This is a genomic window from Lysobacter niastensis, from assembly GCF_031457115.1.
Lineage (GTDB): Bacteria > Pseudomonadota > Gammaproteobacteria > Xanthomonadales > Xanthomonadaceae > Lysobacter_J > Lysobacter_J niastensis_A.
Genome location: NZ_JAVDVY010000001.1, coordinates 1,887,736 through 1,912,719, shown reverse-complemented (window position 1 = coordinate 1,912,719; position 24,984 = coordinate 1,887,736). Strand labels below are relative to the sequence as shown.

Annotated in this window: 26 protein-coding genes; 15 read left to right on the top strand and 11 right to left on the bottom strand. The window is 65.3% G+C overall.

What is annotated here, in order from left to right; genetic code table 11:
- Nucleotides 1–247: 247 nt before the first annotated feature.
- The 10 genes from J2X06_RS08690 to J2X06_RS08645 form a co-directional block, all read right to left on the bottom strand.
- Nucleotides 248–1,687 carry a cryptochrome/photolyase family protein gene (locus J2X06_RS08690; RefSeq protein WP_310060898.1) on the bottom strand — a complete coding sequence of 480 codons (1,440 nt, stop codon included), beginning with the start codon at nt 1,685–1,687 and terminating at the stop codon, nt 248–250.
- Nucleotides 1,688–1,944: 257 nt separating this feature from the next.
- Nucleotides 1,945–3,531: a S8 family serine peptidase gene (locus tag J2X06_RS08685; protein ID WP_310060895.1), complete on the bottom strand. Its 1,587-nt coding sequence runs from the start codon at nt 3,529–3,531 to the stop codon at nt 1,945–1,947.
- 228 nt (nt 3,532–3,759) lie between these two features.
- The gene (gene alr, locus J2X06_RS08680; protein WP_310060893.1) at nt 3,760–4,902 is read right to left on the bottom strand and encodes an alanine racemase; all 1,143 of its coding nucleotides are present in this window, start codon (nt 4,900–4,902) and stop codon (nt 3,760–3,762) included.
- A 173-nt stretch (nt 4,903–5,075) separates the two neighbouring features.
- A complete protein-coding gene (locus tag J2X06_RS08675) occupies nt 5,076–5,426 on the bottom strand; it encodes a glycine zipper 2TM domain-containing protein (RefSeq protein ID WP_310060891.1) in 351 nt (116 codons plus the stop codon).
- A gap of 95 nt (nt 5,427–5,521) precedes the next feature.
- The gene (locus J2X06_RS08670; protein WP_310060889.1) at nt 5,522–6,940 is read right to left on the bottom strand and encodes a replicative DNA helicase; all 1,419 of its coding nucleotides are present in this window, start codon (nt 6,938–6,940) and stop codon (nt 5,522–5,524) included.
- Between the two features lie 254 nt (nt 6,941–7,194).
- Nucleotides 7,195–7,647: a 50S ribosomal protein L9 gene (gene rplI / locus J2X06_RS08665; RefSeq protein WP_310060887.1), complete on the bottom strand. Its 453-nt coding sequence runs from the start codon at nt 7,645–7,647 to the stop codon at nt 7,195–7,197.
- 153 nt (nt 7,648–7,800) lie between these two features.
- Entirely contained in the window at nt 7,801–8,031 is a 231-nt protein-coding gene (rpsR, locus tag J2X06_RS08660; protein WP_055899483.1) for a 30S ribosomal protein S18, read from the bottom strand.
- An 11-nt stretch (nt 8,032–8,042) separates the two neighbouring features.
- Complete coding sequence (gene rpsF / locus J2X06_RS08655; RefSeq protein WP_310060881.1) at nt 8,043–8,471, bottom strand: 30S ribosomal protein S6; 429 nt, start codon at nt 8,469–8,471, stop codon at nt 8,043–8,045.
- Between the two features lie 200 nt (nt 8,472–8,671).
- A complete protein-coding gene (locus tag J2X06_RS08650; protein ID WP_310060879.1) occupies nt 8,672–10,468 on the bottom strand; it encodes a DUF885 domain-containing protein in 1,797 nt (598 codons plus the stop codon).
- Nucleotides 10,469–10,634: 166 nt separating this feature from the next.
- On the bottom strand, nt 10,635–10,973 hold the full coding sequence (locus J2X06_RS08645; protein WP_310060877.1) for a HesB/IscA family protein: 339 nt from the start codon (nt 10,971–10,973) through the stop codon (nt 10,635–10,637).
- A gap of 218 nt (nt 10,974–11,191) precedes the next feature.
- Here J2X06_RS08645 and asnS point away from each other — a divergent pair, with 218 nt between their 5' ends.
- The 15 genes from asnS to J2X06_RS08570 all read left to right on the top strand — a co-directional run bounded on the left by asnS (nt 11,192) and on the right by J2X06_RS08570 (nt 24,356).
- Nucleotides 11,192–12,592 (top strand): asparagine--tRNA ligase, encoded by a 1,401-nt coding sequence (asnS, locus tag J2X06_RS08640; RefSeq protein ID WP_310060874.1) that lies wholly within the window; start codon nt 11,192–11,194, stop codon nt 12,590–12,592.
- 138 nt (nt 12,593–12,730) lie between these two features.
- Nucleotides 12,731–13,036 (top strand): hypothetical protein, encoded by a 306-nt coding sequence (locus J2X06_RS08635; protein ID WP_310060870.1) that lies wholly within the window; start codon nt 12,731–12,733, stop codon nt 13,034–13,036.
- Nucleotides 13,033–13,335 (top strand): hypothetical protein, encoded by a 303-nt coding sequence (locus tag J2X06_RS08630; RefSeq protein ID WP_310060867.1) that lies wholly within the window; start codon nt 13,033–13,035, stop codon nt 13,333–13,335. The genes J2X06_RS08635 and J2X06_RS08630 overlap by 4 nt, the downstream gene beginning before the upstream one ends.
- An 11-nt stretch (nt 13,336–13,346) precedes the next feature.
- Nucleotides 13,347–13,979, top strand: a complete 633-nt coding sequence (locus J2X06_RS08625; RefSeq protein ID WP_310060865.1) for an FMN-binding negative transcriptional regulator — start codon at nt 13,347–13,349, stop codon at nt 13,977–13,979.
- A 3-nt stretch (nt 13,980–13,982) separates the two neighbouring features.
- Nucleotides 13,983–14,771: an SDR family oxidoreductase gene (locus tag J2X06_RS08620; protein ID WP_310060862.1), complete on the top strand. Its 789-nt coding sequence runs from the start codon at nt 13,983–13,985 to the stop codon at nt 14,769–14,771.
- Between the two features lie 174 nt (nt 14,772–14,945).
- Complete coding sequence (locus tag J2X06_RS08615; RefSeq protein ID WP_310060860.1) at nt 14,946–16,370, top strand: aldehyde dehydrogenase; 1,425 nt, start codon at nt 14,946–14,948, stop codon at nt 16,368–16,370.
- Between the two features lie 3 nt (nt 16,371–16,373).
- Nucleotides 16,374–17,045, top strand: a complete 672-nt coding sequence (gene can / locus J2X06_RS08610) for a carbonate dehydratase (protein WP_310060857.1) — start codon at nt 16,374–16,376, stop codon at nt 17,043–17,045.
- The gene (locus tag J2X06_RS08605; RefSeq protein WP_310060854.1) at nt 17,042–17,482 is read left to right on the top strand and encodes a RidA family protein; all 441 of its coding nucleotides are present in this window, start codon (nt 17,042–17,044) and stop codon (nt 17,480–17,482) included. Before can ends, J2X06_RS08605 begins: the two co-directional genes overlap by 4 nt.
- A 5-nt stretch (nt 17,483–17,487) precedes the next feature.
- The gene (locus J2X06_RS08600) at nt 17,488–18,018 is read left to right on the top strand and encodes a 3-hydroxyanthranilate 3,4-dioxygenase (protein ID WP_310060852.1); all 531 of its coding nucleotides are present in this window, start codon (nt 17,488–17,490) and stop codon (nt 18,016–18,018) included.
- Between the two features lie 159 nt (nt 18,019–18,177).
- The gene (locus tag J2X06_RS08595) at nt 18,178–19,464 is read left to right on the top strand and encodes a tyrosine-type recombinase/integrase (RefSeq protein ID WP_310060850.1); all 1,287 of its coding nucleotides are present in this window, start codon (nt 18,178–18,180) and stop codon (nt 19,462–19,464) included.
- 253 nt (nt 19,465–19,717) lie between these two features.
- On the top strand, nt 19,718–20,200 hold the full coding sequence (locus J2X06_RS08590) for a hypothetical protein (RefSeq protein WP_310060848.1): 483 nt from the start codon (nt 19,718–19,720) through the stop codon (nt 20,198–20,200).
- A 390-nt stretch (nt 20,201–20,590) separates the two neighbouring features.
- Nucleotides 20,591–21,211 (top strand): DNA-primase RepB domain-containing protein, encoded by a 621-nt coding sequence (locus J2X06_RS08585; RefSeq protein WP_310060846.1) that lies wholly within the window; start codon nt 20,591–20,593, stop codon nt 21,209–21,211.
- Nucleotides 21,208–22,878 (top strand): AAA family ATPase, encoded by a 1,671-nt coding sequence (locus J2X06_RS08580; protein WP_310060843.1) that lies wholly within the window; start codon nt 21,208–21,210, stop codon nt 22,876–22,878. The genes J2X06_RS08585 and J2X06_RS08580 overlap by 4 nt, the downstream gene beginning before the upstream one ends.
- A gap of 385 nt (nt 22,879–23,263) precedes the next feature.
- A complete protein-coding gene (locus J2X06_RS08575) occupies nt 23,264–23,755 on the top strand; it encodes a hypothetical protein (protein WP_310060841.1) in 492 nt (163 codons plus the stop codon).
- Nucleotides 23,756–23,846: 91 nt separating this feature from the next.
- Nucleotides 23,847–24,356, top strand: a complete 510-nt coding sequence (locus tag J2X06_RS08570; protein WP_310060838.1) for a hypothetical protein — start codon at nt 23,847–23,849, stop codon at nt 24,354–24,356.
- A gap of 165 nt (nt 24,357–24,521) precedes the next feature.
- Here the strand turns inward: J2X06_RS08570 and J2X06_RS08565 are convergent, their stop codons facing one another.
- A complete protein-coding gene (locus J2X06_RS08565) occupies nt 24,522–24,971 on the bottom strand; it encodes a terminase small subunit (protein WP_310060836.1) in 450 nt (149 codons plus the stop codon).
- Nucleotides 24,972–24,984: the final 13 nt, after the last annotated feature.

The window sequence follows — 24,984 nt, the reverse complement described above, 5'->3', positions numbered from 1 at the left end:
CCGGGCCTTTTCCTCCCCCCGCTAACTGCTGCTCAAGCTTTGGCGAGGGACGCTACCATCGGGAAAACTTCGTGCCTTCGCGCCTCCTTCACGCGCGGTCGCGTCGCGGCATGGCGAAAAGCGCTGAAACGCGCTTGTTGCCGAGATTTCCCGCGAACAGGAGGCAACGGGACATCGCCGGCACGACCGCGCAGCGCGCGACAAGCGGTCGCAATGCCGCGCCCGGCGGCTGTGGACGGCGCCGGGATCAATCCGCCCGCAGTTTCCGGTAACGGTCGAGTGCGGCATCGCGCCCTGCCGCGAGGTCGACCACTGGCTGTTCGGGGTAACCGGGCGCCAGCCGGCGCGACGTCGTCGCGTCGCGCCAGGGCGCCAGCCGCAATGGCGCCGGCAACGATGCGAGCTCGGGCACCCAACGCGCGATGTAGTGTCCGTCGGCATCGAACTTCTCGGCCTGCGTGAGCGGATTGAAGACACGGAAATACGGCGCGGCGTCCGCTCCGGTCCCGGCCACCCACTGCCAGCCGAGTGTGTTGTTGGCGAGGTCCGCGTCGACGAGCGTGTCCCAGAACCAGCGCGCACCGTGACGCCAGTGATAGCGCAGGTGCTTGGTCAGGTAGCTCGCCACGACCATGCGCACGCGATTGTGCATCCAGCCGGTGTGCCATAGCTCACGCATGCCGGCATCGACGATCGGAACGCCGGTGTTTCCGCGTTGCCAGGCCTCCAGGCGGTCCCGCGCGATGCGGGCCCAGTCGAAGTCGTCGAAGCGGGGATTGAAGTTGCGCTCGGGTGTGTGCGGAAAGTGATGCAGCAGATGGTGGGCGAACTCACGCCAGCCCAATTCGCGCAGCGCCGAATCGATGTCGCGGCCGCTTGCCGCACTACGCTGGGCCTCCAGCGCCGAGGCGACACGCCACGGTGCGATCTCGCCGAAGTGCAGGTGTGGCGAAAGCCGCGAGGTGCCCACGCGGCCAGGGAAATCGCGCTGCCCGTCGTAGCCGCGCAGCGCGCCTTCGATGAAAATTTCGAGCATCTGGTGCGCGCCCGCTTCACCCGGGCTCCACTCCTTCCAGAATCCACCATCCCAGTCGCGTTGCGGACGCAGCCTCAGCGCCGCCAGCGGCACGCCTTCCGGTCCACCTTCCCAAGCCGCGATGGCGCCCGGCGCTGGCAGGCATGGCTCAGTCCTCCATGACGCCAGCGCTGCACGCCAGAACGCAGTGAACACCTTGAAGGGACCGCGCTGCTGGGTCTGCAGCGTCCACGGCTCGAACAGCAGCGCGCTGTTGAAGCTCTCCACGCGAATGCCCTGCCCGCGCAACGTCTGCTTGATGCGGGCATCGCGCCGTTCGAACGCCGGCTCGTAGCGGCGATTCCAGAATACCGCCTCGGCTCCGGTGGCCGCGACCACGGCCTGCAGCGTGACAAGGCTGGGCCCGACGAAATGCCGAAGTTGCGTTCCGCGCTGGCGCAGGGTCGAGTCCAGCGCCGCCAGCGAACGATGACGCCAGGCATCGGACGCCGCGCCGGGCCGCCAGTCCCCGCCCTCCTCGGGGGCATGGATGTAGATCGGGATCGGCGTGTAGCCGCCCTCGAGCGCGGCGGCCAATGCCGGGTTGTCTGCCAGGCGCAGGTCGTTGCGGAACCAGACCAGCGCGGGTGCTGAGGCTTCGGAGCCGGACATCGATCAAGTGCCGAAGGAGCGACGCCGCAGTATGCCCGCGAACGGTCAACCCTCGACGAACGTACCCGACCCGTGAACGAGCAGGTCAGTTCATGGCCATCCGGCCCAGCCGAATCGCGCCACGTCGTCAGGCGCAGCGGGCACTGCCTGTCCGGGGCGCGAGCAGCCACGTCGACACCGGAACCACCAATACCTTGAAGCCAAAGAGCGAAAGGCCCGGGACTCCCCAGGCCTTTCGCTTCGAACACCGCTACAGCCTACTGACCCTGCAGTTCTTCCAGTGCCGCCTTGGCCTGCACCAGGCCCCAGCCGAAGCTGGTGTCGTAGCCGGGCGCGCCCAGATCCTGCGCCGTCACCTCCATGGCTTCGCGGATCTGCCGGTTGGTCCACGACGGATTCGCACTCCAGATCAGTGCCGCCACACCGGCCACGTGCGGGGTGGCCATCGAGGTGCCGTTGAGCAGCGCATAGCCGTTGTAGTTCAGTGGCAGACGCGTATCGACGGTAGTGGCCTGACCCACATGCGCCTGCAATGCCACGCCGCTGGCGAGCGTCACGCCTACCACCGGGATCGGCGGAATGATCGACAGATCTTCCCCCAGCGTTCCGTTGAGATCGCCGGCCACGTTGTTGTAGATCACCGCCGCCGTACCCCCCCCAGCGAAGACGTTGCCGGCCTTGGCGACAAAGGGCGCGGCACCGCGCTGGCAGAGCACCACCTTGCCCGACCAGCTCGTATCGCCGGCGGGGAGCGGCGTATTGCACAGTCCTCCGTCGACCAGTGGCGCGGTCGATACGCCGACGAAGCTGTTGGACATCGGGACAGCGGAGTACGAATCCGCGCCCGAGGTCACCGGTGCAGCCGGCCCCAACGGATAGGTGCTAAGTACGGCCACGCCAGGCGCGGCGATTTCGGTCTGGTCGTTCTTCGCCGAGAAGCCCGCCAGGGCCTTGTTGCTGTCGATGGCGGCCACCGAGACCACGCTGTCGTAGGCCGCCGGGTACGAATAGGCATCCGTCGGCGTGGTTGGCACGCCCTGGTTGCCTGCGGCGGCGATGCTCAGCACACCGCGTTTATCAAGCGCCCGGAACACCATCTCCTCACCGCGGCTGGGGGCGTCGCCACCCAGGCTCATGTTGATCACCTTGGCGCCCGCGTCCGCGCAGCGGTTGGCCGCATCGATCAACTGCGAAGAGAAGGACCAGGTGCAGCTGGTCTGCACATCGTTGCCGAACACCTTCACGATGAACAACGAGACCTTGCCCGGGCTGACGCCAACCACGCCCAGATCATTCTGCGCGGCGGCGATGGTGCCGGCGACGTGCGTGCCGTGGCCGCAGTTGTCGAAGTACCACTTGTCCTTCGGGAAGCCGCCGACGATGTCGACGCCCTGGAAGTCTTCGTGTCCGGCATGAACGCCCGAGTCGATCACGCAGACCCGCATACCCGCGCCGGTCGGTGCACCCGGGTCGAGCACGTTGTTGTGGTCGGAATCCCACACGTCGCGCGCCTGCACCATGTCGATGCCGTAAGGAACGGTCTGTGCCTCCGGGCGCCGGACCTGATCGGGCTCTACGAACTCGACGTTGGGATTGTTGCGCAGGCCCTTGAGCGCCTGCGCCGGCACAGTCGCCGCGACGAGGTCGTAGCTGTCGAAGTTGTAATGGACCTTGGCGTTGCCGCGTTTGAGTTCGGCCTGCACCGCGGCCTTGCTCCCCTTCTTGAACTTGATCAGCACCCGCTCCGGTGGTGGAGCTGCGGTGGAAGTGGTGGTAATGGCCACGGCACCCAAGGCCAGCACCAGGCCTGCGCTCAGCGCGCTTACAAGCGACTTCTGTTTCATCTGACACCCCTTTGATTGGACCCCCGATTGAGAAACGCCAAAGCCGCGTGAGGCCGGCAGCAAGCGTCGTGCCAGCATCAACAAGGGGCGTGAGTTTCGTGTCGCGATGACAAATCACATCACGAATACGACCTAACTATTTGAATCAAAGAAGATGGTTTTGGCGCCGCAGCGACGGCCATACCACGGTGGGAGGTAACGCCGGCTCCTGCGGCGCCCACGCAGGAATCAGGCGCCGCGGTACTCGCGCGGGATGCGGTCGTTGAGGCCCACCAGGATCTCGTAGGGGATCACGCCGGCCCGTTGCGCCAGCACTTCGACGGTAAGGGCTTCATCGCCCTGCGATCCGATCAGCATGACCTCGTCCTCGTTCCAGGCGCTGTCCTGGCCGATGTCGACCATGAACTGGTCCATGCACACGCGCCCCACGATGGGATAACGGTGGCCGCGGATCAGCACTTCGCCACGGGAGGACAGGGCCCTTGGATAGCCGTCGCCGTAGCCGATCGGGATGGTCACCACGCGCGTGTCGCGTTCCGGCGCCCAGGTCGCCCCGTAGCTGACCGGGTGGCCTTCCTTGACCACCTTGAAGTAGACGACCTGCGACGCCAGCGACATCACCGGCTTGAGGTCGACGGTGCGCAGCGACGCCGGATCGGGCTGCACGCCGTACAGCATGATTCCCGGGCGGACCATGTCCAGCCAGGTGTCGGGGAAATGCAGCACGCCACCGGAATTGGCCAGGTGTCGCAGCGGCATGGGCGCACCGATGCGTTCGATATGCGAGCACGCCTCAAGGAAACGCTCCACTTGCTGCGCGGTCATCGACGAGTGCGGGTCGTCCGAACACGCCAGGTGCGAATAGATGCCCTTCAGCGCGCACCACTGCGAAGCCACCGCCGCTTCGATGAAGGCCTTCGAGGAGTAGCTGTGCACCCCGATGCGCTCCATGCCGGTGTCGATCTTCAGATGGATGACCGCCTTGCGGCCCATCGCCTGCGCCGCGGCTTCCACCTGGCGCAGTTTGTCTGGGGACGACACGGTGATCTCCAGGTCGTGGGCGATGAACTGCGCCACCTGGCGACCGAAGATGCCGCCCAGCACCAGCACGGGCGTGGTCACGCCCGCCTGTCGCAGCGCGATGCCCTCCTCCACGAAAGCCACGCCCAACTGCTCCACGCCCTGGGCCTGCAGGTGCCGCGCCACGGGCACCAGGCCGTGTCCATAGGCATTGGCCTTGACGATGCCCATCACCGGCACGCCGACATGGGCCCGGATGCTGCGCAGGTTGAATGCCAGGTGATCGAGATCGACCGCAATGCGGGTCGGCCGTTCGCTGACGGCGGGGGGCTTGCCTGGTGACTGGCGCACGTGTTTCCCGGATGGTGGTCGCGCGGACACCATTCTAAGCGGGACGGCGCATTGGATTGGATGGATCAACCAGGCACGATCAACCGGACAGTTTCCCGCAGTGCTTCCCGGACCACTGCTTGCCGGACTCTTCCGGCGGTCAACGAAGTCGCTCGCCCGCCGCGCTGCGGATCTCAGTCGGGATCGCAGCGCCGCTCGGTGACCGTCTCGGTCTTGTTCTGCTGGTTTTCCTGGATCTTGCGACCGGCGTAGGCGCCGCCTGCGGCGCCGGCCACCGTCGCGACCGTCTTGCCGCTGCCGCCTCCGACCTGGTGGCCCAGCAGTCCACCGGCCACGGCCCCCAAGGCGGTGCCGGCGACCTTGTGTTCGTCCTTGACCTCTTTCGGACGTTCGACCTGTACGTCGTAGCAGTGCGGCTGCTTGGTGCTGGACTTGCTGGACGAAGACTGGCCTGCCGCATTGGCAGCACTGCCCAATGACAGGGTGATCGCCAGGACGATGATTGAGGGGACGCCGATACGCATGGCGAGGCTCCGATGGAAGGATTTTTCCACCCTGCGCCGACCAATGTTATTGCCGCGTCAATCCGCGCGCCGGTTCGAAACGCGCGGTGAATGCACTACTCGAAGCTGCCCACCGAGTCGTGCGCCAGGTTGTCGAAGCGCGTGTATTCGCCGAAGAACTTCAGCTTGCACGACCCGGTCGGACCGCTACGCTGCTTGCCGATGATGATCTCGGCCAGGCCCTTGTCGGGCGAATTTTCCTTGTTGTAGTAATCGTCGCGGTAGATGAAGACGATCATGTCCGCGTCCTGCTCGATGGCGCCCGATTCGCGCAGGTCGGCCATCACCGGGCGTTTGTCGGTGCGCGTTTCCAGCGAGCGGTTGAGCTGCGACAGCGCGATTATCGGCACCTGCAGTTCCTTCGCCAGGCCCTTGAGCGAGCGCGAGATCTCCGAGATTTCGGTCGCGCGATTCTCGTTGTTGCCCGGCACCGACATCAGCTGCAGGTAGTCGATGACGATCAGGCCCAGGCCGTGCTCGCGCTTGAGGCGGCGCGCCTTGGAGGCCAGCTTGACCGGCGACAGGCCCGGTTCGTCGTCGATGAATATCTTGACCTCGCGCAACTGGCGGATCGCGCTGGTCACGCGGCTCCAGTCCTCGTCCTCCAACTGGCCGGTACGCAGACGCTGCGCATTGACGCGGCCGACCGACGAGATCAGGCGCATGGCCAGCTGGCTGGCCGACATTTCCATCGAGAACACCGCCACCGGCTGCTTGCTGCGGAACGCGGCGTACTCGGCCATGTTCAACGCCAGCGTGGTCTTGCCCATCGCCGGACGCGCCGCCAGGATGATCAGGTCGGTCTTCTGCAGACCGGCGGTCATCATGTCGAACTCGGTGTAGCCGGTCGGCAGGCCCGTTATGCCGCCACCGTTGGCGTAGCGGGTCTGCAGCATGTCGAAGGCTTCCGACAGCGCCTTGGTGACCGGCGTGAAGTCGGTCTTGCCGGTGCTGTTGGCCTGCGCGATCGCCAGCACCTGGCGTTCGGCTTCCTCGAGGATCTCGCTGCTGTCGCGGCCGTCGGGCTGGAAACCGTCGTTGACGATGCCGGTGCCCACGTCGATCAACTGACGCAGGGTCGCCTTGTCGCGGACGATCTCGGCATAGGCGGTGATATTGGCGGCCGAGGGCGTCGTGCTGGCCAGTTCGATCAGGTAGGCACCGCCTGCGACCTGTTCGATCAATCCCTGCGACTCGAACCATTCGCCCAGCGTCACCGCGTCGAACGGCCGCGCCTTCTCGGCCAGTTCGCGGATGGCGCGGTAGATCAACTGGTGGTCGCGGCGGTAGAAGTCCTGCTCGTTGAGCTGGTCGGCGATGCGGTCGTAGGAATCGGGCGCCAGCATCAGGCCGCCGAGCACCGCCTGCTCGGCCTCGATCGACTGCGGCGGGACGCGCAGCGCATCCAACCGCTGCTCGGTCCGGTTATCGAAACGCTTGTCGCGGTCACCACGAAACCCAGGTCGCGCGCTCATCTCGAATTACCGATCCCTTGCCGTCTTCGCGGCCTGTCGAATGGTGGTGGTGGGGCATCGTAGTCATCGACGCGCTCCACAGCCACGGATAAGTCTGTGGATATCGCGTGGATAGCGAAGCGCGGGATCGCCCCCGGTTTGATCGCATGCCCATGTCTCACGGGCTGCGTCGCGTCATTTCGGCCGATCGGGCTCCGGAAAAAAAGAAGGGCGCCTTTCGGCGCCCCCCTCTCAGATCCGGGCGGATCGTCGAATCAGGCGACTTCGCCGACGACGGTGACCTTGACCTTGGCTTCGATGTCGGCGTGCAGGTGCACGACGATCTCGTATTCGCCGGTGCGGCGCAGCGGGCCTTCGCCCAGCACGACTTCCGACTTCTCGACCTTGTGACCGGCCTGGGTCAGCGCCTCGGCGATGTCGCGCGGCGTGATCGAACCGTACAGCTTGCCTTCGGTGGAAGCGTTGGCGGTGATGGTCACCTCGACGCCTTCCAGGTCGACCTTGCGGCCTTCGGCGCCTTCCAGCGAGGCCTTGGCCTTGGCTTCGTAGTCTGCGCGACGCGCTTCGAACTCGGCGAGGTTGGCTTCGGTGGCCGGCACGGCCTTGCCGAACGGGACCAGGAAGTTGCGGCCGTAACCCGGCTTGACGTTGACCTTGTCGCCGAGCTTGCCGAGGTTCTGCACGTTCTGCAGGAGGATCAGTTGCATGGTGTTGCTCCGTATTCGTTAGCGAGGCGGTGCCCCGCAGCGGGTTGCGCTGTCCGAAAGTGGCTGCCCGGTCGGGCTGCCCTCACCCCTGCCCTCTCCCGCGGGCGGGAGAGGGGGAAGTGGTGTCTTCGCCTACGGCGAAGACAGCTTTACTCAGGCGTTGTGGTTGTCGGTGTACGGGATCAGGGCCAGGAAACGGGCGCGCTTGACGGCCGTGGACAGCTGGCGCTGGTACTTCGACTTGGTACCGGTCACGCGGCTCGGCACGATCTTGCCGGTCTCGGTGAGGTACTGGCGCAGGGTGTTGAGATCCTTGTAGTCGATCTCCTTCACACCTTCAGCCGTGAACTTGCAGAACTTGCGGCGACGGAAGAACTTGGACATGGGGGCGTTCCTTATGCGGCTTCGATGTCGGCGTCGGCGGAATCGGCAGTGCCAATGGCGCTGTCGCTCTCGTCGTCACGGCGGCGGCGCTCGCCGCGCTCGGGCTTGTCGCCCTTCTCGTCCTTGAACTTCATGATCAGCGACTGCTCGGTATCGGCAGCGTCGCGCTTCATGACCAGGTGACGCAGCACGGCGTCGTTGAAACGGAAACCGTCGACCAGCTCGTTCAGCACGGTCTGGGTGACTTCGATGTTGAGCAGGACGTAATGGGCCTTGACCAGGTTCTCGATCGGGTAAGCCAGCTGACGACGGCCCCAATCCTCGAGACGGTGGATCTTGCCTTCGCCGCCTTCGATCAAGCTCTTGTAGCGCTCGATCATGGCCGGCACCTGCTCGCTCTGGTCCGGATGGACCAGGAACACGACTTCGTAATGACGCATGGTGTTTTCCTTGTGGATGATGTCCCGCGCGACTGCGTTGCACTGCGCGGTTCGGTCAGCCCCCCGCCACCTGAACAGGCGCGGTAGGGCAAGGTCTCCCAGGGGGTTGCCCTCGGGAGCCGGAAAGTATGGCTGATTCAACGGGTTGGACGCAAATCCTTTCCGCGTGGCGAGACCGGGACAGCGGGTGCGAGAGGCCCTCAGCCCCTCTGCTTGCCCGCGATCCAGGCGTCGATATGCGCCTCCAGCGTCTTCAGCGGTACCGATCCGGTCTCCAGCACCGCGTCATTGAACTCGCGCAAGTCGAACCGGTCGCCCAGCTGCTTCGAGGCTTTCTCACGCAGCTCCGAGATTTTCAGCTGCCCGATCTTGTAGGCAAGGGCCTGGCCCGGCCAGCTGATGTAGCGGTCGATCTCGTTGACCACGTCCTGGCGGGTCTTGGGCGAGTTGTCCATGAAGAACTCGATCGCCTTGTCTCGGCTCCAGCCCTTGCTGTGCATGCCGGTGTCCACTACCAGCCGCACCGCGCGCCACATATCGTAGGCCAGCTGGCCCATGCGGTCGTACGGGTCGTCGTACAGGCCCATGTCGTAGCCCAGGCGCTCGGCATACAGGCCCCAGCCCTCGCCGTAGGCGACAAAGTAACCGACGCGGCGGAACATCGGCACGTCCGGAAGCTCCATGCCGCGGGCGAACTGGAAGTGATGCCCCGGCACGGCCTCGTGCAGCGACAGCGCCATCATTTCCCACTTCGGCCGCACTTCCGGCTTGTACAGGTTGACGTAGTAGAAGCCGGCCCGGGTGCCGTCGACCGCGCCCGGCTGGTAGTAGGCCGTGGTGGTGTCGGGGGCGATGTTGTCGGGGATCGGGCGCACGCCGTACGGCAGGCGCGGAATGGTCTTGAACGCCTTTACCAGTTGCGGGTCGATGCGCTTGGAGATGGCCTCGTACGCCGTGAACAGTTCCTGCGGCGACTGATAGAAGAACTTCGGATCGGTCCGCAGGTGCTGGAAGAACTCCGCCAGCGTTCCCTTGAAGCCGACTTCGGCCTTGATCTTCTCCATGTCTGCGCGGATGCGCGCGACTTCCTTCAGGCCGATCCGGTGGATCTGGTCGGCGGTCAGGTCGGTGGTGGTGAAGTATCCGGCCACGAAGTCGTAGTAGGCCTTGCCGTCCGGCAGGCCCACCGCCGCGATCGAAGTGCGGGTCCTGGGCAGGTAGTCGTTGCTGAAGAAGGTCGCGAACTGGCGGTAGGCCGGAACGATCTTGTCGGCGATCACCTGCTTCGCCTCACCCTGCAGCGCGGCCCGCTCGGCGACCGGCACCGTGTCCGCGAACTTGCTGAAAGGCTTGTAGAACGGGCTCTTGGTCGGATCGTCGACGATCTGCGCCTGGATCTGCCCGACCACGCGCTCCATCAGCACGCGCGGCGGCGTGTTGCCGGCGGCCACGCCCTCGCGCATCAGCGCCTGGGTCTGCTCGATGGCGACGGGCAGCGCCTGCATGCGCGCCAGCCAGTCGCGATAGTCCTTGACGGTCGCGAACGGGAGCACCTCGGCGATGCCCTCGGCGTTCTGGATGCCACCGCGCTGGCTGACCGGACGCAGGTATTCGCGGTACTTCTGCCGCTCCACCGACTTCTCCAGGTCCCACGCCATGACGTCGTAGTTGAGCTGGTCGGATGCCGACAGCGCCTTGCGGTCGATCGCGCGCAGTCGCTCCAGCGCCTTGCGGTCGCCGTCCATGCGCGACTGGATCGCGGCCATGGTCATATCGGTCCAGCGGTCGTTGTAACGCTTGTCGCCGCGATAGCTCGCCTCCTCCGGGTTCTCGCGCATGCTGCGCTCCCATTCGTCGTCGAACAGGCGGTAGAGCTCGGTGCTGGCGGCATTGCGCGCCGACTTTGCCGCAGTAGGCTGGGCATGGACGGTGGCCGGCAGCAGCGGCGCGGACACGCAAGCAGCGATGGCCGCGGCAAGCAGGAAAGGACGGAGCATGGCGGATTCCCCTCGAATCAGAGGCCGAGTCTAGCCGGCTCGGACTGCGGGAATCTCATGACGAAAGTGGGCATGGACCGGCCCATGTCTCAGCTAGGGGGGCGGCAATCCCTCATCCCGCCGAATGCTGGGATCCGCCGTTGCTGCTCATTTCCGGCGCCTGGACTCAGGCGGCGTCGGCGTTGGTGGTGAAGCTCTCGCCGCAACCGCATTCGGCGGTGACGTTGGGATTGCGGAACAGGAACTGCTCGCCCAGGCGCTGCTTCACCAGGTCGATCAGGGTGCCGTCGACCAGCGGCAGGCTCAGGGCATCAACGTAGATGCGAACGCCTTCCTGCTCGAACACCGTGTCGCCCTCGTGCTGCTCGCGCGCCAGATCGGCCTTGTACTGCCAACCGGAGCACCCCGTCCTGCTCACGCCAAGGCGCAGGCCGAGCGCATCGGGCGACTCGACGAGGTAGCGCTGGACGCGTTCCAGAGCGGCGGGGGCGAGCGTGACGGACATGGGCAACTCCAGAAACTTCGGGGGGACACCCGATAACGGACGAATTATACGTCCCGGGGACAGAATGGCCGCCGACCAGGGTCAATGGCGCCGGCCATGCAAGGTCCCGAAGGCGATCCGGCCCCAGTCGCCGCGGCAAGCGCCTCGCAAGCATGGCGGCTCACCAAGTAAACTCCGGCTTTTCCCATATCGGCCCGCAGCGGCAAGGATTCAAGAGCATGACGGTGGTCAGCGTCGAGCACGCGCTCGCAGGCAAGATGCCTGCCGGCGGCGAAGTTACGGTCCGCGGGTGGGTGCGCACCCGTCGCGACTCCAAGGCCGGCCTGAGCTTCGTCAATGTCAGTGACGGTTCCTGCTTCGCGCCGATCCAGGTCGTTGCGCCCAGCGAGCTGCCCAACTACGAGTCCGAGGTGAAACGCCTCACGGCCGGCTGTGCGGTCGTCGCCACCGGCACGCTGGTGGCCTCGCAGGGCCAGGGCCAGTCGTTCGAGATCCAGGCCAGCGCGATCGAGGTGGTCGGCTGGGTCGAGGATCCGGAAACCTATCCGATCCAGCCCAAGGCGCACTCGCTGGAATTCCTGCGCGAAGTCGCCCACCTGCGCCCACGCACCAACCTGTTCGGCGCGGTCACCCGCATCCGCAACTCGCTGGCGCAGGCGGTGCACCGATTCTTCCACCAGAACGGTTTCTACTGGATCAGCACGCCGATCATCACCACCTCCGACGCCGAAGGCGCCGGTCAGATGTTCCGCGTCTCCACGCTGGATATGGCCAACTTGCCGCGCGACGGCCAGGGCGAGGTCGACTTCAGCCGCGATTTCTTCGGCAAGGAAACCTTCCTGACCGTATCCGGCCAGCTCAACGCCGAGGCCTACGCGCTGGCGCTGAGCAAGGTCTACACGTTCGGACCGACCTTCCGCGCAGAGAACAGCCATACCACCCGCCACCTGGCCGAGTTCTGGATGATCGAGCCGGAGGTCGCCTTCAACGACCTGGCCGCCAACGCGCAGCTGGCCGAGGATTTCCTCAAGTACCTTTTCCGCGCCGTGCTCGACGAGCGCATGGACGATCTGGCCTTCATCGCCGAGCGCGTGCAGCCCGATGCGATCACGCGCCTGGAGGCCTTCATCAACGCGCCGTTCGAACGCATCGAGTACACCGATGCGATCAAGCTGCTGCAGGGCGCCGGCAAGAAGTTCGAGTTCCCGGTCGAGTGGGGCCTGGACCTGCAGACCGAGCACGAGCGCTGGCTGACCGAGGAACACGTCGGCCGCCCGGTGGTGGTGACCAACTACCCCGAGCACATCAAGGCCTTCTACATGCGCATGAACGACGACGGCAAGACCGTCGCCGCGATGGACGTGCTGGCGCCGGGCATCGGCGAGATCATCGGCGGCAGCCAGCGCGAGGAGCGCATCGACCTGCTCGACGCGCGCATGGCGCAGTTCGGTCTCGATGCCATGCATTACGGCTGGTACCGCGATTTCCGTCGCTACGGCACGGTGCCGCACGCGGGCTTCGGCCTGGGCTTCGAGCGGTTGGTGGTGTACGTCTGCGGCCTGTCCAATATCCGCGATGCCATCCCCTACCCGCGCGCGCCTGGCAACGCCGAGTTCTGACCGGTTTGCCTGTCATCCCGGCGAGAGCTGGGATCCATTTTGATCTGGCTACCTTCGCGAACCGCGAACGAAGAGCGGTAACAAAATGGATTCCTGATTCGCCGGAATGACGCCGAAAAGTATCCGAGGTCTCCAGAAGTGATCCTGTTCTTCGCACTACTATTCGTCGCCGTCGCCATCGCCGGCTTCTGCGCGTTCGCCATCTTCTGGCCGCTGTCGCTGGTGCATATCCGCGACCGTCACCCGGGTTTGCAGGGCGCGCTGGGCGAAGGCGCGTTCGCGCGGCCGTCGGCCTGGGGCTGGCTGCTGCGGCGCGGTTACCTGGACGCGAACGACGCCAATCTCAACGGCCTGGCCAATCCCGCGCGGATCTCGTTGCTGACGATCATCGCCGGCCTCGTCTGCGCTGCCCTGCTCTGGCTGCTTTCCACGGTGATGGCATGAACGACAACGACCAATGGTGGCTGGCCACGATCGGCCGGACCGTGATCTGGGCGCGTCTGCGCGTCCTCGATGCAGGCACGGCCGAAGTGCTCGACAGCGACGGCGTCACCCAGCCTTACGACAGCGAAGACACCGCCCGCGCGGCATTGATGGACGCGGAGTTCGTCTCGCTCGACGGGCTGGACGACGAGGATGCGCGCGGTCGCGGCTTTGCCATCGATGAGCTGGTGCCTCCGCATGGCGACGATGACGAGCTGCTGCGCGGACAGATGGTGCAGAAGCTGTCGTCGCGGCACTGAGCGCTCCCGCCATGTATCTTCCGCGCGCCTTTGCCGAATCCGACCTGGCCGCGCTCGACCGGCTCGCGGCCAGCGACAGCTTCATCACCCTGGTCACCGTGCATGACGGATTGCCGACCGTCAGCCACCTGCCGGTGCTGTACCGACGCGACGGGGATCATGTCGAACTGATCGGCCACTGGGCGCGCCCCAACCCACAGGCACGACATTCGGGACCGGCACTGGCGATCTTCCACGGCCCGCACGCCTATGTCTCGCCCGGCTGGTACCCGGACAAGGAAGAAGCCGCGCGCGTGCCGACCTGGAACTACGCAGTGGCGCACCTGCACGGCACGCTTGAGACCTTCGACGACGAGGCATCGCTGGCGGGCGTGGTCGATGGCCTGACCGGCCAACATGAGGCCACCGTCGGCGGCGAGTGGCGTTTCGAATTCGAACGCGCCGATCACCGCACCCAGTTGCGCGGCATCATCGGTTTCCGCTTCATCGCGCAGCGCATCGACCTGAAGTTCAAACTCAGCCAGAACCACCCGCTCGCCAACCGCAATGCCGTCGCCGCCAATCTTGAGCAGCAGCGGCGCGAAGACAGCCGCCACGTCGCGGCATTGATGCGCGAGCGCACCGACGCATCCACAGGAGACTGAACGATGGATCTCGACCTCACCGGCAAGCACGCCCTCGTCTGTGGCGCGAGCCAGGGCATCGGCCTGGCGGCCGCACGGGCGTTGGCCGCACTCGGCGCCAATGTCACCCTGCTCGCCCGTCGCGAGGACATCCTGCGCGAACTGGCAGGCCAACTGCCGGCTCCGCGCGAGGGCCAGTCGCACGGCTGGATCGCCGCCGACAGCGCCGATACCGACGCCTTGCGCGCCAAGGTGGAAGCCCTGGTCGCCGCAAAGCCCGTGCACATCCTGGTCAACAACAGCGGCGGCCCGCCTCCGGGCACCGTGCACGGCGCACAGATCGCCGCCTTCGAGGCCGCCTATCGCCAGCACCTGATCGCCAACCACGTGTTGGCCGAGGCCGTCATTCCCGGCATGGAGCGCGACGGCTACGGCCGCATCGTCAACGTCATCTCCACCTCGGTGAAGGAACCGCTGCAGGGATTGGGCGTATCCAACACCACGCGCTGGGCGGTGGCGAGCTGGGCCAAGACGCTGGCCACGGAAGTGGCCGCCAAGGGCATCACTGTGAACAACGTGCTGCCCGGTTCGACCGAAACCCCGCGCATCGAGCAGATCATCGGCAACACCGCCAGCAAGACCGGCCGCAGCCGCGAGGAAGTGTTCGAGAAGATGGTCGGGGAGATTCCGATGCGCCGCTTTGCCCGGCCAGAGGAAACCGCGGCAGCCATCGCCTTCCTGTGCTCACCGGCAGCTTCGTACATCACCGGCGTAAACCTGCCGGTGGATGGCGGGCGTACGCGGTCGCTGTAAAGGCCTGGCCTCCTCTCTCCTGTTTGCGGAAGAAGTGCCCGGCGGATGAGGGGCTTGGCGCCTTGGCTTCAGCGGCAGCGTCACTGCCTCAACCCAGCCCCAGGAGAGGGAGCCATGCCATGCCCACCCGACATACGTGGGGGCACGGACAGCCGGCGCTGATAAGCTAGTGTGATGCGCCTTCATCACTTCATCGCCGGCCAATCCCGCGAGCCTGCGTCCGGGCGCTGGATCGAAGTCTTCGATCCGGCCAACGGCAAGGCCTTCGCCGAGGTCGCGCAAGGCAACGCACAGGACGTGAACGACGCCGTCGCGGCGGCCGAAGCCGCCTTCCCTGCCTGGTCCGCGCTACCCAACAGCGAGCGCGCGCAGTGGCTGGAGAAACTGGCGAGTGCACTGGAAGCCAGGCTCGATGATTTCGCCCACGCCGAATCGCGCGACGGCGGAAAGCCGATCAAGCTGGCGCGCGAGGTCGAGATCCCGCGCGCGGTCAGCAACCTGCGCTTCTTCGCCCACGCCGCGACCCAGTTCGCCAGCGAGTCGCACCACGGCCAGGCAGGATTGAACTACACGCTGCGCCAGCCGCTCGGCGTGGTCGCGACGATCTCGCCGTGGAACCTCCCGCTGTACCTGTTCACCTGGAAGATCGCGCCTGCGCTCGCCGCCGGAAACACGGTGGTCGCCAAGCCATCGGAGATCACGCCGCTGACGGCGACGATGCTCGGCGAACTCGCTGCGCAAATCGGTTTCCCGAAGGGCGTACTCAATATCGTTCACGGACTGGGCCCCGAGGTCGGCGAGCCGCTGGTGGTGCATCCGCGCGTCAAGGCGGTCTCCTTCACCGGCAGCACGCCGGTCGGCCGTCGCATCGCAGGACTGGCCAGTCCGTTGCTCAAAAAGGTGTCGCTGGAACTGGGTGGCAAGAACCCGACGCTGGTGTTCGCCGACAGCCAATGGCGTGAACACCTCGACACGCTGGTGCGCTCGGCCTTCCAGAACTCCGGACAGATCTGCCTGTGTGGCTCGCGCATCCTGGTCGAGCGGCGCATCTACAGCGAGTTCCGCGACACCCTGGTCGAGCGCGCAACATCGCTGCGCGTGGGCGATCCGATCGACGAGGACAACCAGCTCGGCCCGCTGGTCTCGCAGGCTCATTTCGACAAGGTCACCGGCGCGCTGCAGCGTGCCCGCGACGAAGGCGGCCATGTGTTGTGCGGCGGCCAGGCGCTCGACCGGCCGGGCTGGTTCGTTACGCCGACCGTCATCGAAGGGCTTGGGCCAGAATGCGCGAGCAATCGCGACGAGATCTTCGGCCCGGTGGTCACGCTGCAACCGTTCGACAGCGACGAGGAAGCTCTCTCTCTCGCCAACGACGGCGACTACGGCCTGGCTGCCTCGATCTGGACCCGTGATCTCAATCGCGCCCACCGCCTCGCCTCGCAATTGCGCACCGGCATGGTCTGGGTCAACACCTGGCTGCAACGCGACCTGCGCACGCCGTTCGGCGGCATGGGCGCGTCCGGCCTGGGACGCGAGGGCGGCATGGAAGCCATGCGATTCTTCACCGACGCCAAGAACGTCGGTCTGCACCTGGGATAAGCCATGACGACCAGCCCACTGGCCGACCTGCTGGAAAAAAACCGCGAATGGTCGGAGCGGATCAATCGTGAGGACCCGGAGTTCTTCGGCAGGCTGTCCAAACAGCAGGCCCCCGAATACCTGTGGATCGGCTGCTCCGATTCGCGCGTGCCGGCCAACCAGATCATCGACATGGCGCCGGGCGAAGTTTTCGTCCACCGCAACATCGCCAACGTGGTCGTTCACACCGACCTCAACTGTCTGTCGGTGATCCAGTTCGCGGTCGACGTGCTCAAGGTCAAGCGCATCCTCGTCGTCGGCCACTATGGTTGCGGCGGCGTGCATGCATCGCTTCACGGCAAGCGCGTCGGACTGGCCGACAACTGGCTGCGCCACGTGACCGATGTCGCCGACAAACATGGCGCCTGCCTGGCTCAGGCACACGACAGTGAACGCCACGACCGCCTGTGCGAGCTCAACGTGATCGAGCAGGTGCAGAACGTCTGCCTCACCACCATCGTGCGCGATGCCTGGGCACGGGGCCAGGAATTGTCCGTGCACGGCTGGGTCTACAGCCTGCGCAATGGCCTGGTCCACGACATGGGCATCGACGTCGATGCCTACGACAAGCTCGACGCGCTTTACGCCGGCGCCGTGGCGCGCGTCAACGCCTATCAGGGAGACTCGCCAAGATGAGCGACGCGATCCGCACCGAAACCGCCCCTCGGCCGGTGGGCCAGTATCCGCACGCCCGCCGCGTCGGCGACCTGCTGTTCCTGTCCGGCATCGGTCCTCGCGATGCCGCCAGCAACGCCATCGTCGGCAACGTCCACGATGCCCAGGGCCGGCTGATCAGTTATGACATCGATGCGCAGACCCGCGCGGTGTTCGCCAACGTGCGCTCGGTACTGCATGCCAGCGGCGCGCGCTGGGAGGATCTGGTCGACGTCACCGTCTACCTCACCGACATGGCACACGACTTCAAGGCCTACAACGCGGTGTGGGCGGAGTACTTTCCCGACATCGACACGGCGCCGTGCCGCACCACGTTGGGCATTACCTCGCTGCCGACGCCAATCGCGATCGAGCTCAAGTGCGTCGCCGCGCTGAGCCGCAACACCAAACCGGAATAGACCCCATGCTGCCCGCCCCGCTCAACCTGCAGGCCTGGATCGAGGAACACCGCCATCTGCTGAAGCCGCCTGTCGGCAACAAGGTGATCTATGTCGGTGACTTCATCGTGATGGTGGTCGGCGGCCCGAACCAGCGCACCGACTACCATTGGGACGAAGGCGCCGAATGGTTCTACCAGCTCGAAGGCGAGATGGTGCTGCGCATCCAGGAGGACGGGGCCGTGCGCGACATCCCGATCCGCGCCGGCGAGATCTTCCTGCTACCGCCGCGCGTGCCGCACTCGCCACAGCGCATGCCCGACTCGATCGGGCTGGTGATCGAGCGCCGGCGCCTGCCGGACGAGCTGGACGGCCTGCTGTGGTTCTGCGAGCAGTGCAACCACAAGATCTACGAGGAGTTCTTCCCGCTGAAGAACATCGAGACCGATTTCCCGGTCGTGTTCGACCGTTTCTATTCCTCTCGCGAACACCGCACCTGCACGCAGTGCGGACACCTGAACCCGGCGCCCGCCAAGTACGTGATGCCGGACACCTGAGCGCGCAATGCTGAAGATCGATACGCACTAACACGTGTCGACAAAGGCTTCCGACAACATCCGACAAACTCTACAAAACCCTACAAAACAAGCGGTTTTCGAAGAACATGCAATCGCGTGCGTTCGTCCGCATTCGCTTGCATCCGGGGATGATTAGGGGTGAAATCCGGGGTGAAAATCCCATGGGCCACGTCGATGCCTCTCTCCGATACCGCCGCCAGGGCGCTCAAGCCAGCACCCGGCAAGCGCATCACCAAGGTCCACGACCGCGACGGACTGTTCTTGCACGTTGCCGCGACGGGCACGAAGTCATGGGTCCTGCGCTACCGCATCCATGGCAAGGAGCGATCCGCAGCACTCGGGCGCTACCCCGCTGTATCGCTTGCCAAAGCGCGTGAGCGCGCCCAGGAAGCCCGCGCACGATTGGCCGAAGGCGTTGACCCGGTGCAGAACAAGCGCCGCGAGAAGTCCAATGCAGCGGCGGCAGATGCCGCGCGCTTCAACGCGGTCGCCGACGCATGGCGCAAACGCCAGGTATGGACGCCGCTTGTCCGCAAGCAATACGACAAGATGTTCGACAACGACATCAAGCCGGCCCTCGGCCGACTGCCCGTTGCCGACGTGGATGCCAGCCAGGTCCAAGCCGTTGTGGATAAGGTCGCTGAACGCGGCAAGGTGGCCGCCGGCCATGTGCTCCTGCTCGTGCGCGGGGTGTTGACCCACGCTGTGGGCAAGAAGCTGATCCCGTACAACCCGGCGCGCGAGGTCAAAGCGCCTCGCCGCGAGAAGGGCGCAAAGAAGTCCTACCGCCACCTGGAGGGCACTACCGAGGTCCGCCGACTGCTGGACAAGTTGGCTGCCTACAAGGGTCGCGCCGAAACCATCATCGCCCTGCGCCTGCTGCTGTTGACGTTCGTGCGTCCGAGCGAGCTGCGTGAGGCACGGTGGAGCGAGTTCGACTTGGACGCCATTGATGCGATCGGTAAGCCCGCGCCGATCTGGAACATCGCCGCCGAGCGCACGAAACGCGGCCGTCCACATGTCGTGCCACTCAGCGAGCAGGCGGCAGTCCTTCTCCGCAATTTGCACCCCATCACCGGCACAGGCGAGCTGCTGTTCCCCCACGCGCGCCGCGAAGGCGAAGCCATGAGCCGCAACACATTCATCCGCGCCCTGCGCGACTACATGGGCTTGCCCACAACCGCCCACGGCTTCCGGCACCTCGCCAGCACCACGCTCAACTCGCAGGGCTACAATCGCGACTGGATCGAAATGCAGCTCGCGCACTGGAATGAAGGCGTTCGGGGCGCCTACAACAAGGCGCAGTGGTTGCCGGAGCGGCGCGCCATGATGCAGGCGTACGCCGACTGGCTTGACCGCCTACGCGAAGAGCAAAGCAACGTCGTGCCTCTGAAGCGCCACCATGATGGACGCGCTGCCCAGTAGCCCGCGACGGTCGCACCCGACGAAAGACGAGACTGTTCTCGAAGTAATGGGGGTCCTTGCGACCCATCATGTCGAATGCCCTGACGGCAGCGCAGTCGAGGCGCTCGCGCGGGCTATCAGATGGGCTAGGCGAAGTGGTGCTACTCCAGCCCTGCGAGCGCGCGAGCGCGAGAAGGCACTGGCATGCGTTCGGGCCTTGCTTCGGCACCGATTCGCGCCCCCTCGACGCCCTGGTGTCACCGCTGATCGACGGGTGGAGCTGCTTGAGCTGATCGACCACCTCAATGCGGCGGTCCGCCTGTCAATCGCGGCCGGGTATTCAGTAGCGCCAGTTCTGGAACGTCTGCGATTTGACCGCCGCGCAGCCGAGCTCGATGCCAGCCCGCTGCGCTCATGGTTCATTCGCTCAGGCCGTCTTCCCGGGGCAATGTGCAGGACCACCGTTGATGATTTACATGCCCTCGGAGCTGCACTTGTACAGATCGAACCCGCCCGGAAGGCTGCCAGGGCGCGCGCGCCGTACTACCGGGTGCTCCGAGCATGCGTTGCCGTGTGGTTATCTGCTGGCAAGCGAGGCGGATATACGCAGGACCGCGCGCGCTCGAAGCTGACTGGGCCACTGCCCGCGTTGGCAAGGGACCTCTTTGACCTTGCCAGCATCCGCCAGCCAAGCGACGACGCCCTGGCCTCGGAAATCCGAAAGCAGCTGAAAAATCTGCAGACGTTTTCCGGTTAGAAGAGCGCCATCAATACGCGGATCCTGCACCCATTCCAACGCGGGCGCAGACATGCAAGCACCAACGGTCACTAGGTACCTCCGGAAAAACCAGATTATTGGGCAGCGCCCTGTCACCCAAGCCGAAGCAGACGCCAATCGCGTGGCATTGGCTCACCACCTGACCCGCGGCGAAAAAGCACCCCGTCGCCCACTTCGCGCACGCCTTGGGATCGCCCCGATTCTCCCGGTGTCGGCCACGGTCTTCTGGGAGCTGGTGAAGCAAGGTGTCATCCCCGCACCGACGAAGGTAGGTGGATCGTCGCTGTGGCGCGCGGAGGACATCGAGGCTCTTACGCCGGATCGGCTGGGCCTCGCCCGCGTGCAGCGGTCAGGGAAGCGTGGTCGCCCATGATTACCGGTGCAGAAATCAGAAGCCCAGCTGGCGCTCTGGGTCCCGACGAGCGTCAACCTGATCAGGCTGGCGACATCAAGCATCTTGCACCCGAGGCGGACCTGGCCCAGACCCAACTTTTTCTGGGCATCGTCGATTCCCTCGCCCAGCACTGGAACTATCGGACCATCCCTGAACGAGGCGGCGGCTCAGCGCATAACTACACGGGGCCGTTGCACGAAGTGGCGACGGACCTGCAACTGGACAACGGCAACGGCTACGGTGTTTTCGTCGTCATCAACGAGGGCGGGCATAAGAAGGCAGACATTACCCGCGTGCGGGCGCTCTGGGCCGACTTCGATCGACCGGCCTTGCCCTGCACGTTGCCGCTAGATCCCCACATCGTCGTCGAAAGCAGCCCCGGGAAATACCACGTCTACTGGCTCGTCGACGATGTGCCCTTGGACCAGTTCGACCCGCTGCAGAAGGCGATCGCCGCCCACTGTGGTTCGGATCCGTCTGTGTGCGACCTGTCGCGTGTGATGCGGCTGCCCGGCTTCATCCACCACAAGGGCGCCCCTTTCCTCACCCGGATCAGGCGCATCTTCGGCGCGGTGCCCGCACAGGAGGTCGCGTGATCGCCCGCTACCCCGCCGCGGATATCTTGCAGGCGTTCGCTCCAAAGCCACTGCTGCCCGCTTCGGCCGCAGACACCAACGCTCCCGGCACCTTTACGTTCTGCCAGTCCGGCGGTGTCGTCGTGACCGTTGGCCGCCACACGGATTTGATCAAGCAAACGGCTCGGTTTGCAGTTCAGATGCACTTTGACGGGTTGAGTCGGCAGGCTGCCATAGCTGCGCTGGAAGCAGAGCGCGCGCGTGGGCGCTGGACGAGGGAGATCCCGGACCATGAGCTGCACGCTGCACTCGATAGCGCGCTGGAAAAGTGCCGTCGCGGTGAATGGAAGGAGGCGCCATCCGGAGTTGGGATGGAACCGTCTCGGACCTCGCTGGCCGAGGCGTTGGCCCGGGAGATTACGCCGTTCACCGACGACGACTTCTTGCGGGCCAGCGCGTCACACCCACACATTTTTCAGCATGCCGGTGCCGGCGCCTTTCCGGTTGGCGAGGTGACGATCGTTGCTGCACCTGGCCGCGAGGGAAAGACGTACGCCATGGTGCACGTGGGTGCTGCGTGCGTGCTGGGCCTGCCGCTTGCGGGCCTGGCGCCGCCTGAATGCCTGCGTGTCCTGTGCTACAGCAACGAAGATGATCGAATCCAATATGCGCGCAAGGTGCGGGCCATCTGTTCGCGCCTGCCACCCGCCGACGTCGAGCGGCTGCGGCGGGGCCTTTTGGTTCCTGATCTTGAGGTCCCCGGACTGGTTGAGGCGCGGGAGATTGTCGGCGTGTCCGATCGGCGCCGCCCCGTGCCAACCGCGATGGTGGACGCGCTGATCGCAGTCCTGAAGCCGCTGGCCACCGGGCCGGACCGCATCGGCATGGTGATCTTCGAAACCGCCAGCACGCTGTCGGATGCCGACGAGGACAACCCTGGTCTGAAGACCCTGGTCGCGGCCCTGAAGCGCATCGCGCGCGAATTGAGCGTGGCCGCCGTTCTGGTTCACCACACCAGTCAAGCTGCAGCCGCCAACCTGCCGTCGCTGAACGTATCGGTTGCGGACATCCGAGGCGGCACGACGCTGGCGTTTAACACGCGGCAGTGTTTCCTACTGGTGAACCTCGGCAGCGCCGACGACCCTTTTCCGGAAAGGGACATGCGCACGCTGCTGCGACGCTTTGTCGCACCGTTCTACGCCGGCCGGGTGACTGCGCTGATCTGCCTCGACAGCTCCAAGTCCATGGATCCGCCGCCCGTGTTCCTGGCGTGGGTGCAGACCGAGTACGGCCCGACGATGCAGGAGATCCACCCTCCGGCCGAGATCGCCGGCGCCAGGTGGCGCAAGGTGCGATCCGTCGTGATCGCCCACGCCCAGGAAGAGCGCAAGGAGAACAGGGCCGAGCAGCATTCGGCCGATGCATCGGCGTGTGTTGCCATGGCGATCCAACTGCATGACGAGGGCAAGCACCCGACGGTGCGCGCTGTATCGCGGGCGCTTGGGCACGGCGCCGATTGGGCGAGGTCTCGCTTGGAGGGCGCAGCGGCGCGCGGACAGCTCGTGCGGTCCGAGGAGTGCATCCCGAAGACCAAAGGCAAGACCGACGTCTACCGACCCGCGGCCTTGCCCCCGCCCGAGCTGTCGGATCACTACCCGTCGGAACCGACGCATGAACCGACGGGTTAGCCCTCAAACGTAGGCCCAGCTTCAGTTTCGAGTTGTCGGCAGCTTCCGACTAGTCGGCTCAACTTGGGGAAGCGGGATCGAGTCGTGTGTGTGGCCGCCGCTCTTGGCGGCACACCGACCGTTCCCCGCCTGCTGACCCGTCGGTTTGAGTAGTCGTCGGCACCTATATGGGTGTGGGTAACCGACGACTAGTCGGCCCCTCACCTCCAACACCACCCCTTCTATCAGTTCTTCAGGAGCGACCAATGACCGTTGACCTACACCTGCTGTGCGCCTGCCTCTTCCACGGCGAGCGACCACGTATGTGGCGGGACTGCTCCGATTAAGCCGTCCAGGAAATCCCCTTCTCTCCGCGCAAGCGGTTTATCAAACAAACAGGAAAACTATGTCTTCTATCACCGACGCCCCTACCCTTCACTCCCTTCGCCTCGCCGTTGTCAGCTGCATCGCCAGCAATTACCTGCGCACCAATGGCGGGATCTCGCTCGGGCATTTTCTCGACTCGTTCCGCGACCCCGTTGTTGGTGAATCCATCGCTGGCGAGAACGGCTGCCTGTTCAAGTACATCGAGAAAAAGGAAGTCGATGCACTGTACGAACCGCTCCTGAACTTCCTTAACCTCAAGCATGGCCCGCTCGTGTGCGATGCACCCGGTGAGGCTGGACCGCGGATGTGGGGCTATGCCGGCGAATTTGGCGACGGAAATGGCGGCGGAATTGAGGCGACCAGTGACATCGTGGAACTGTGGATTCGCCGGACCGAGGCGCTGGACGAGGGCCACCCCGATCAACGGTACTGGCTCAAGGGTCGCGCTCCTTACACGTTCTGGCGTCCCGCCGTCGCCGTCAAGAACAGCAAAGCGCCGACGCTCCATTAATCGTCGTTGTTGACCAAAGCCGTGTCCGCATCGATCGCGGCACGGCTCCAACCGCCGCCCCCTCCCCGATCCACCTGATGAAAGGACAAGCATGACCGATATTTCCGACAACCCCGTACAGGTCCTCCGACTTGCGATCCTGGAGCAGCTCGTCGGCGCGCTGCTCACCAATAACATCGACGTCATGCTCGGCGACATGTTGATGGAGCTGATGCTTCAACCTAAAGACCGTCACGGTCGCCTCCGGGGCCAGTACGTCAGCATCACCCACTCGTTCGCTGCCGTGTTCATCGACATGACCTTCGCGGAAATGGACGCGCTCTACGAGGCCGTCCTTCTGCGGGCCGAACTGCGGCACGGCCCGCTGGAATGCGAGGACCGTGAAATTCCGCCGGCCGCGATTCCTTGGGGTTATGCGGGCGCTCCGGCGGCCATGCCCGCGCTCGACCGTACCAGGCAGGCGACGGCGGTCGAGATTGAACAACTTTTTGCGCAGCGCGAGCGTGCGCTTCAGGCAGGCCACCCTGACCAGCGGGCGGAAGATGAACACCGCTCTTCGTCGACCATCTGGCGCCGCGCTAAAGCGCATTCTTCTTCCTAACGCGCCCGCCTACTTCTTGCACCTACGCCGTGTCCGCGTCGATCGCGGCACGGCTTTTTTGTCCGTGCGGATCAGGCGCGACTACATGGCGCATCGGATGTACCGCACGCGGCACACGCCCTAAGCCGCCGTCACGCGGTGCCGCTGTTCCTGCCCATTGGCAGCCTAACCCTCGGCGACGTCGCCGGCGTGGGCGCGAAGTACGTCAAGCGCCCGCTGCTCCTTCCGGATGAACGCCTCAAGCTCCGCCGCGCCCATTGCGTGAAGCGGTTGTTCGACCAGCGAATCCGGTTCCGGTGTCCTGGCCGCCGCGAACCCTGCCCGGTCAAGCACCGTTTTGGCGGCGTCGACCCGCACCCCTGCCGGCGCGCCGTCATCATCCAGGATCTTCTCCAGCACCCCGAGCGCCTTGCTCGCCAACCTGCCGCGCAGGGCGTGCGCCTGGGCGCGCCGGATCGCTTCCTGGACGTGCGGCGTATGCAGCAGCCGTGATGCGGTCTGCCGGGCGCTGATGGGGCTGTAACCCGCGGCGATCGCGGCCTGCGTGGCGTTGCCGTTGCCCAAGACGTAAGCCTCGGCGAAGGCGCGTTGTTGGTCGATAATTACTGCACTCATTGGTTCAGTATAT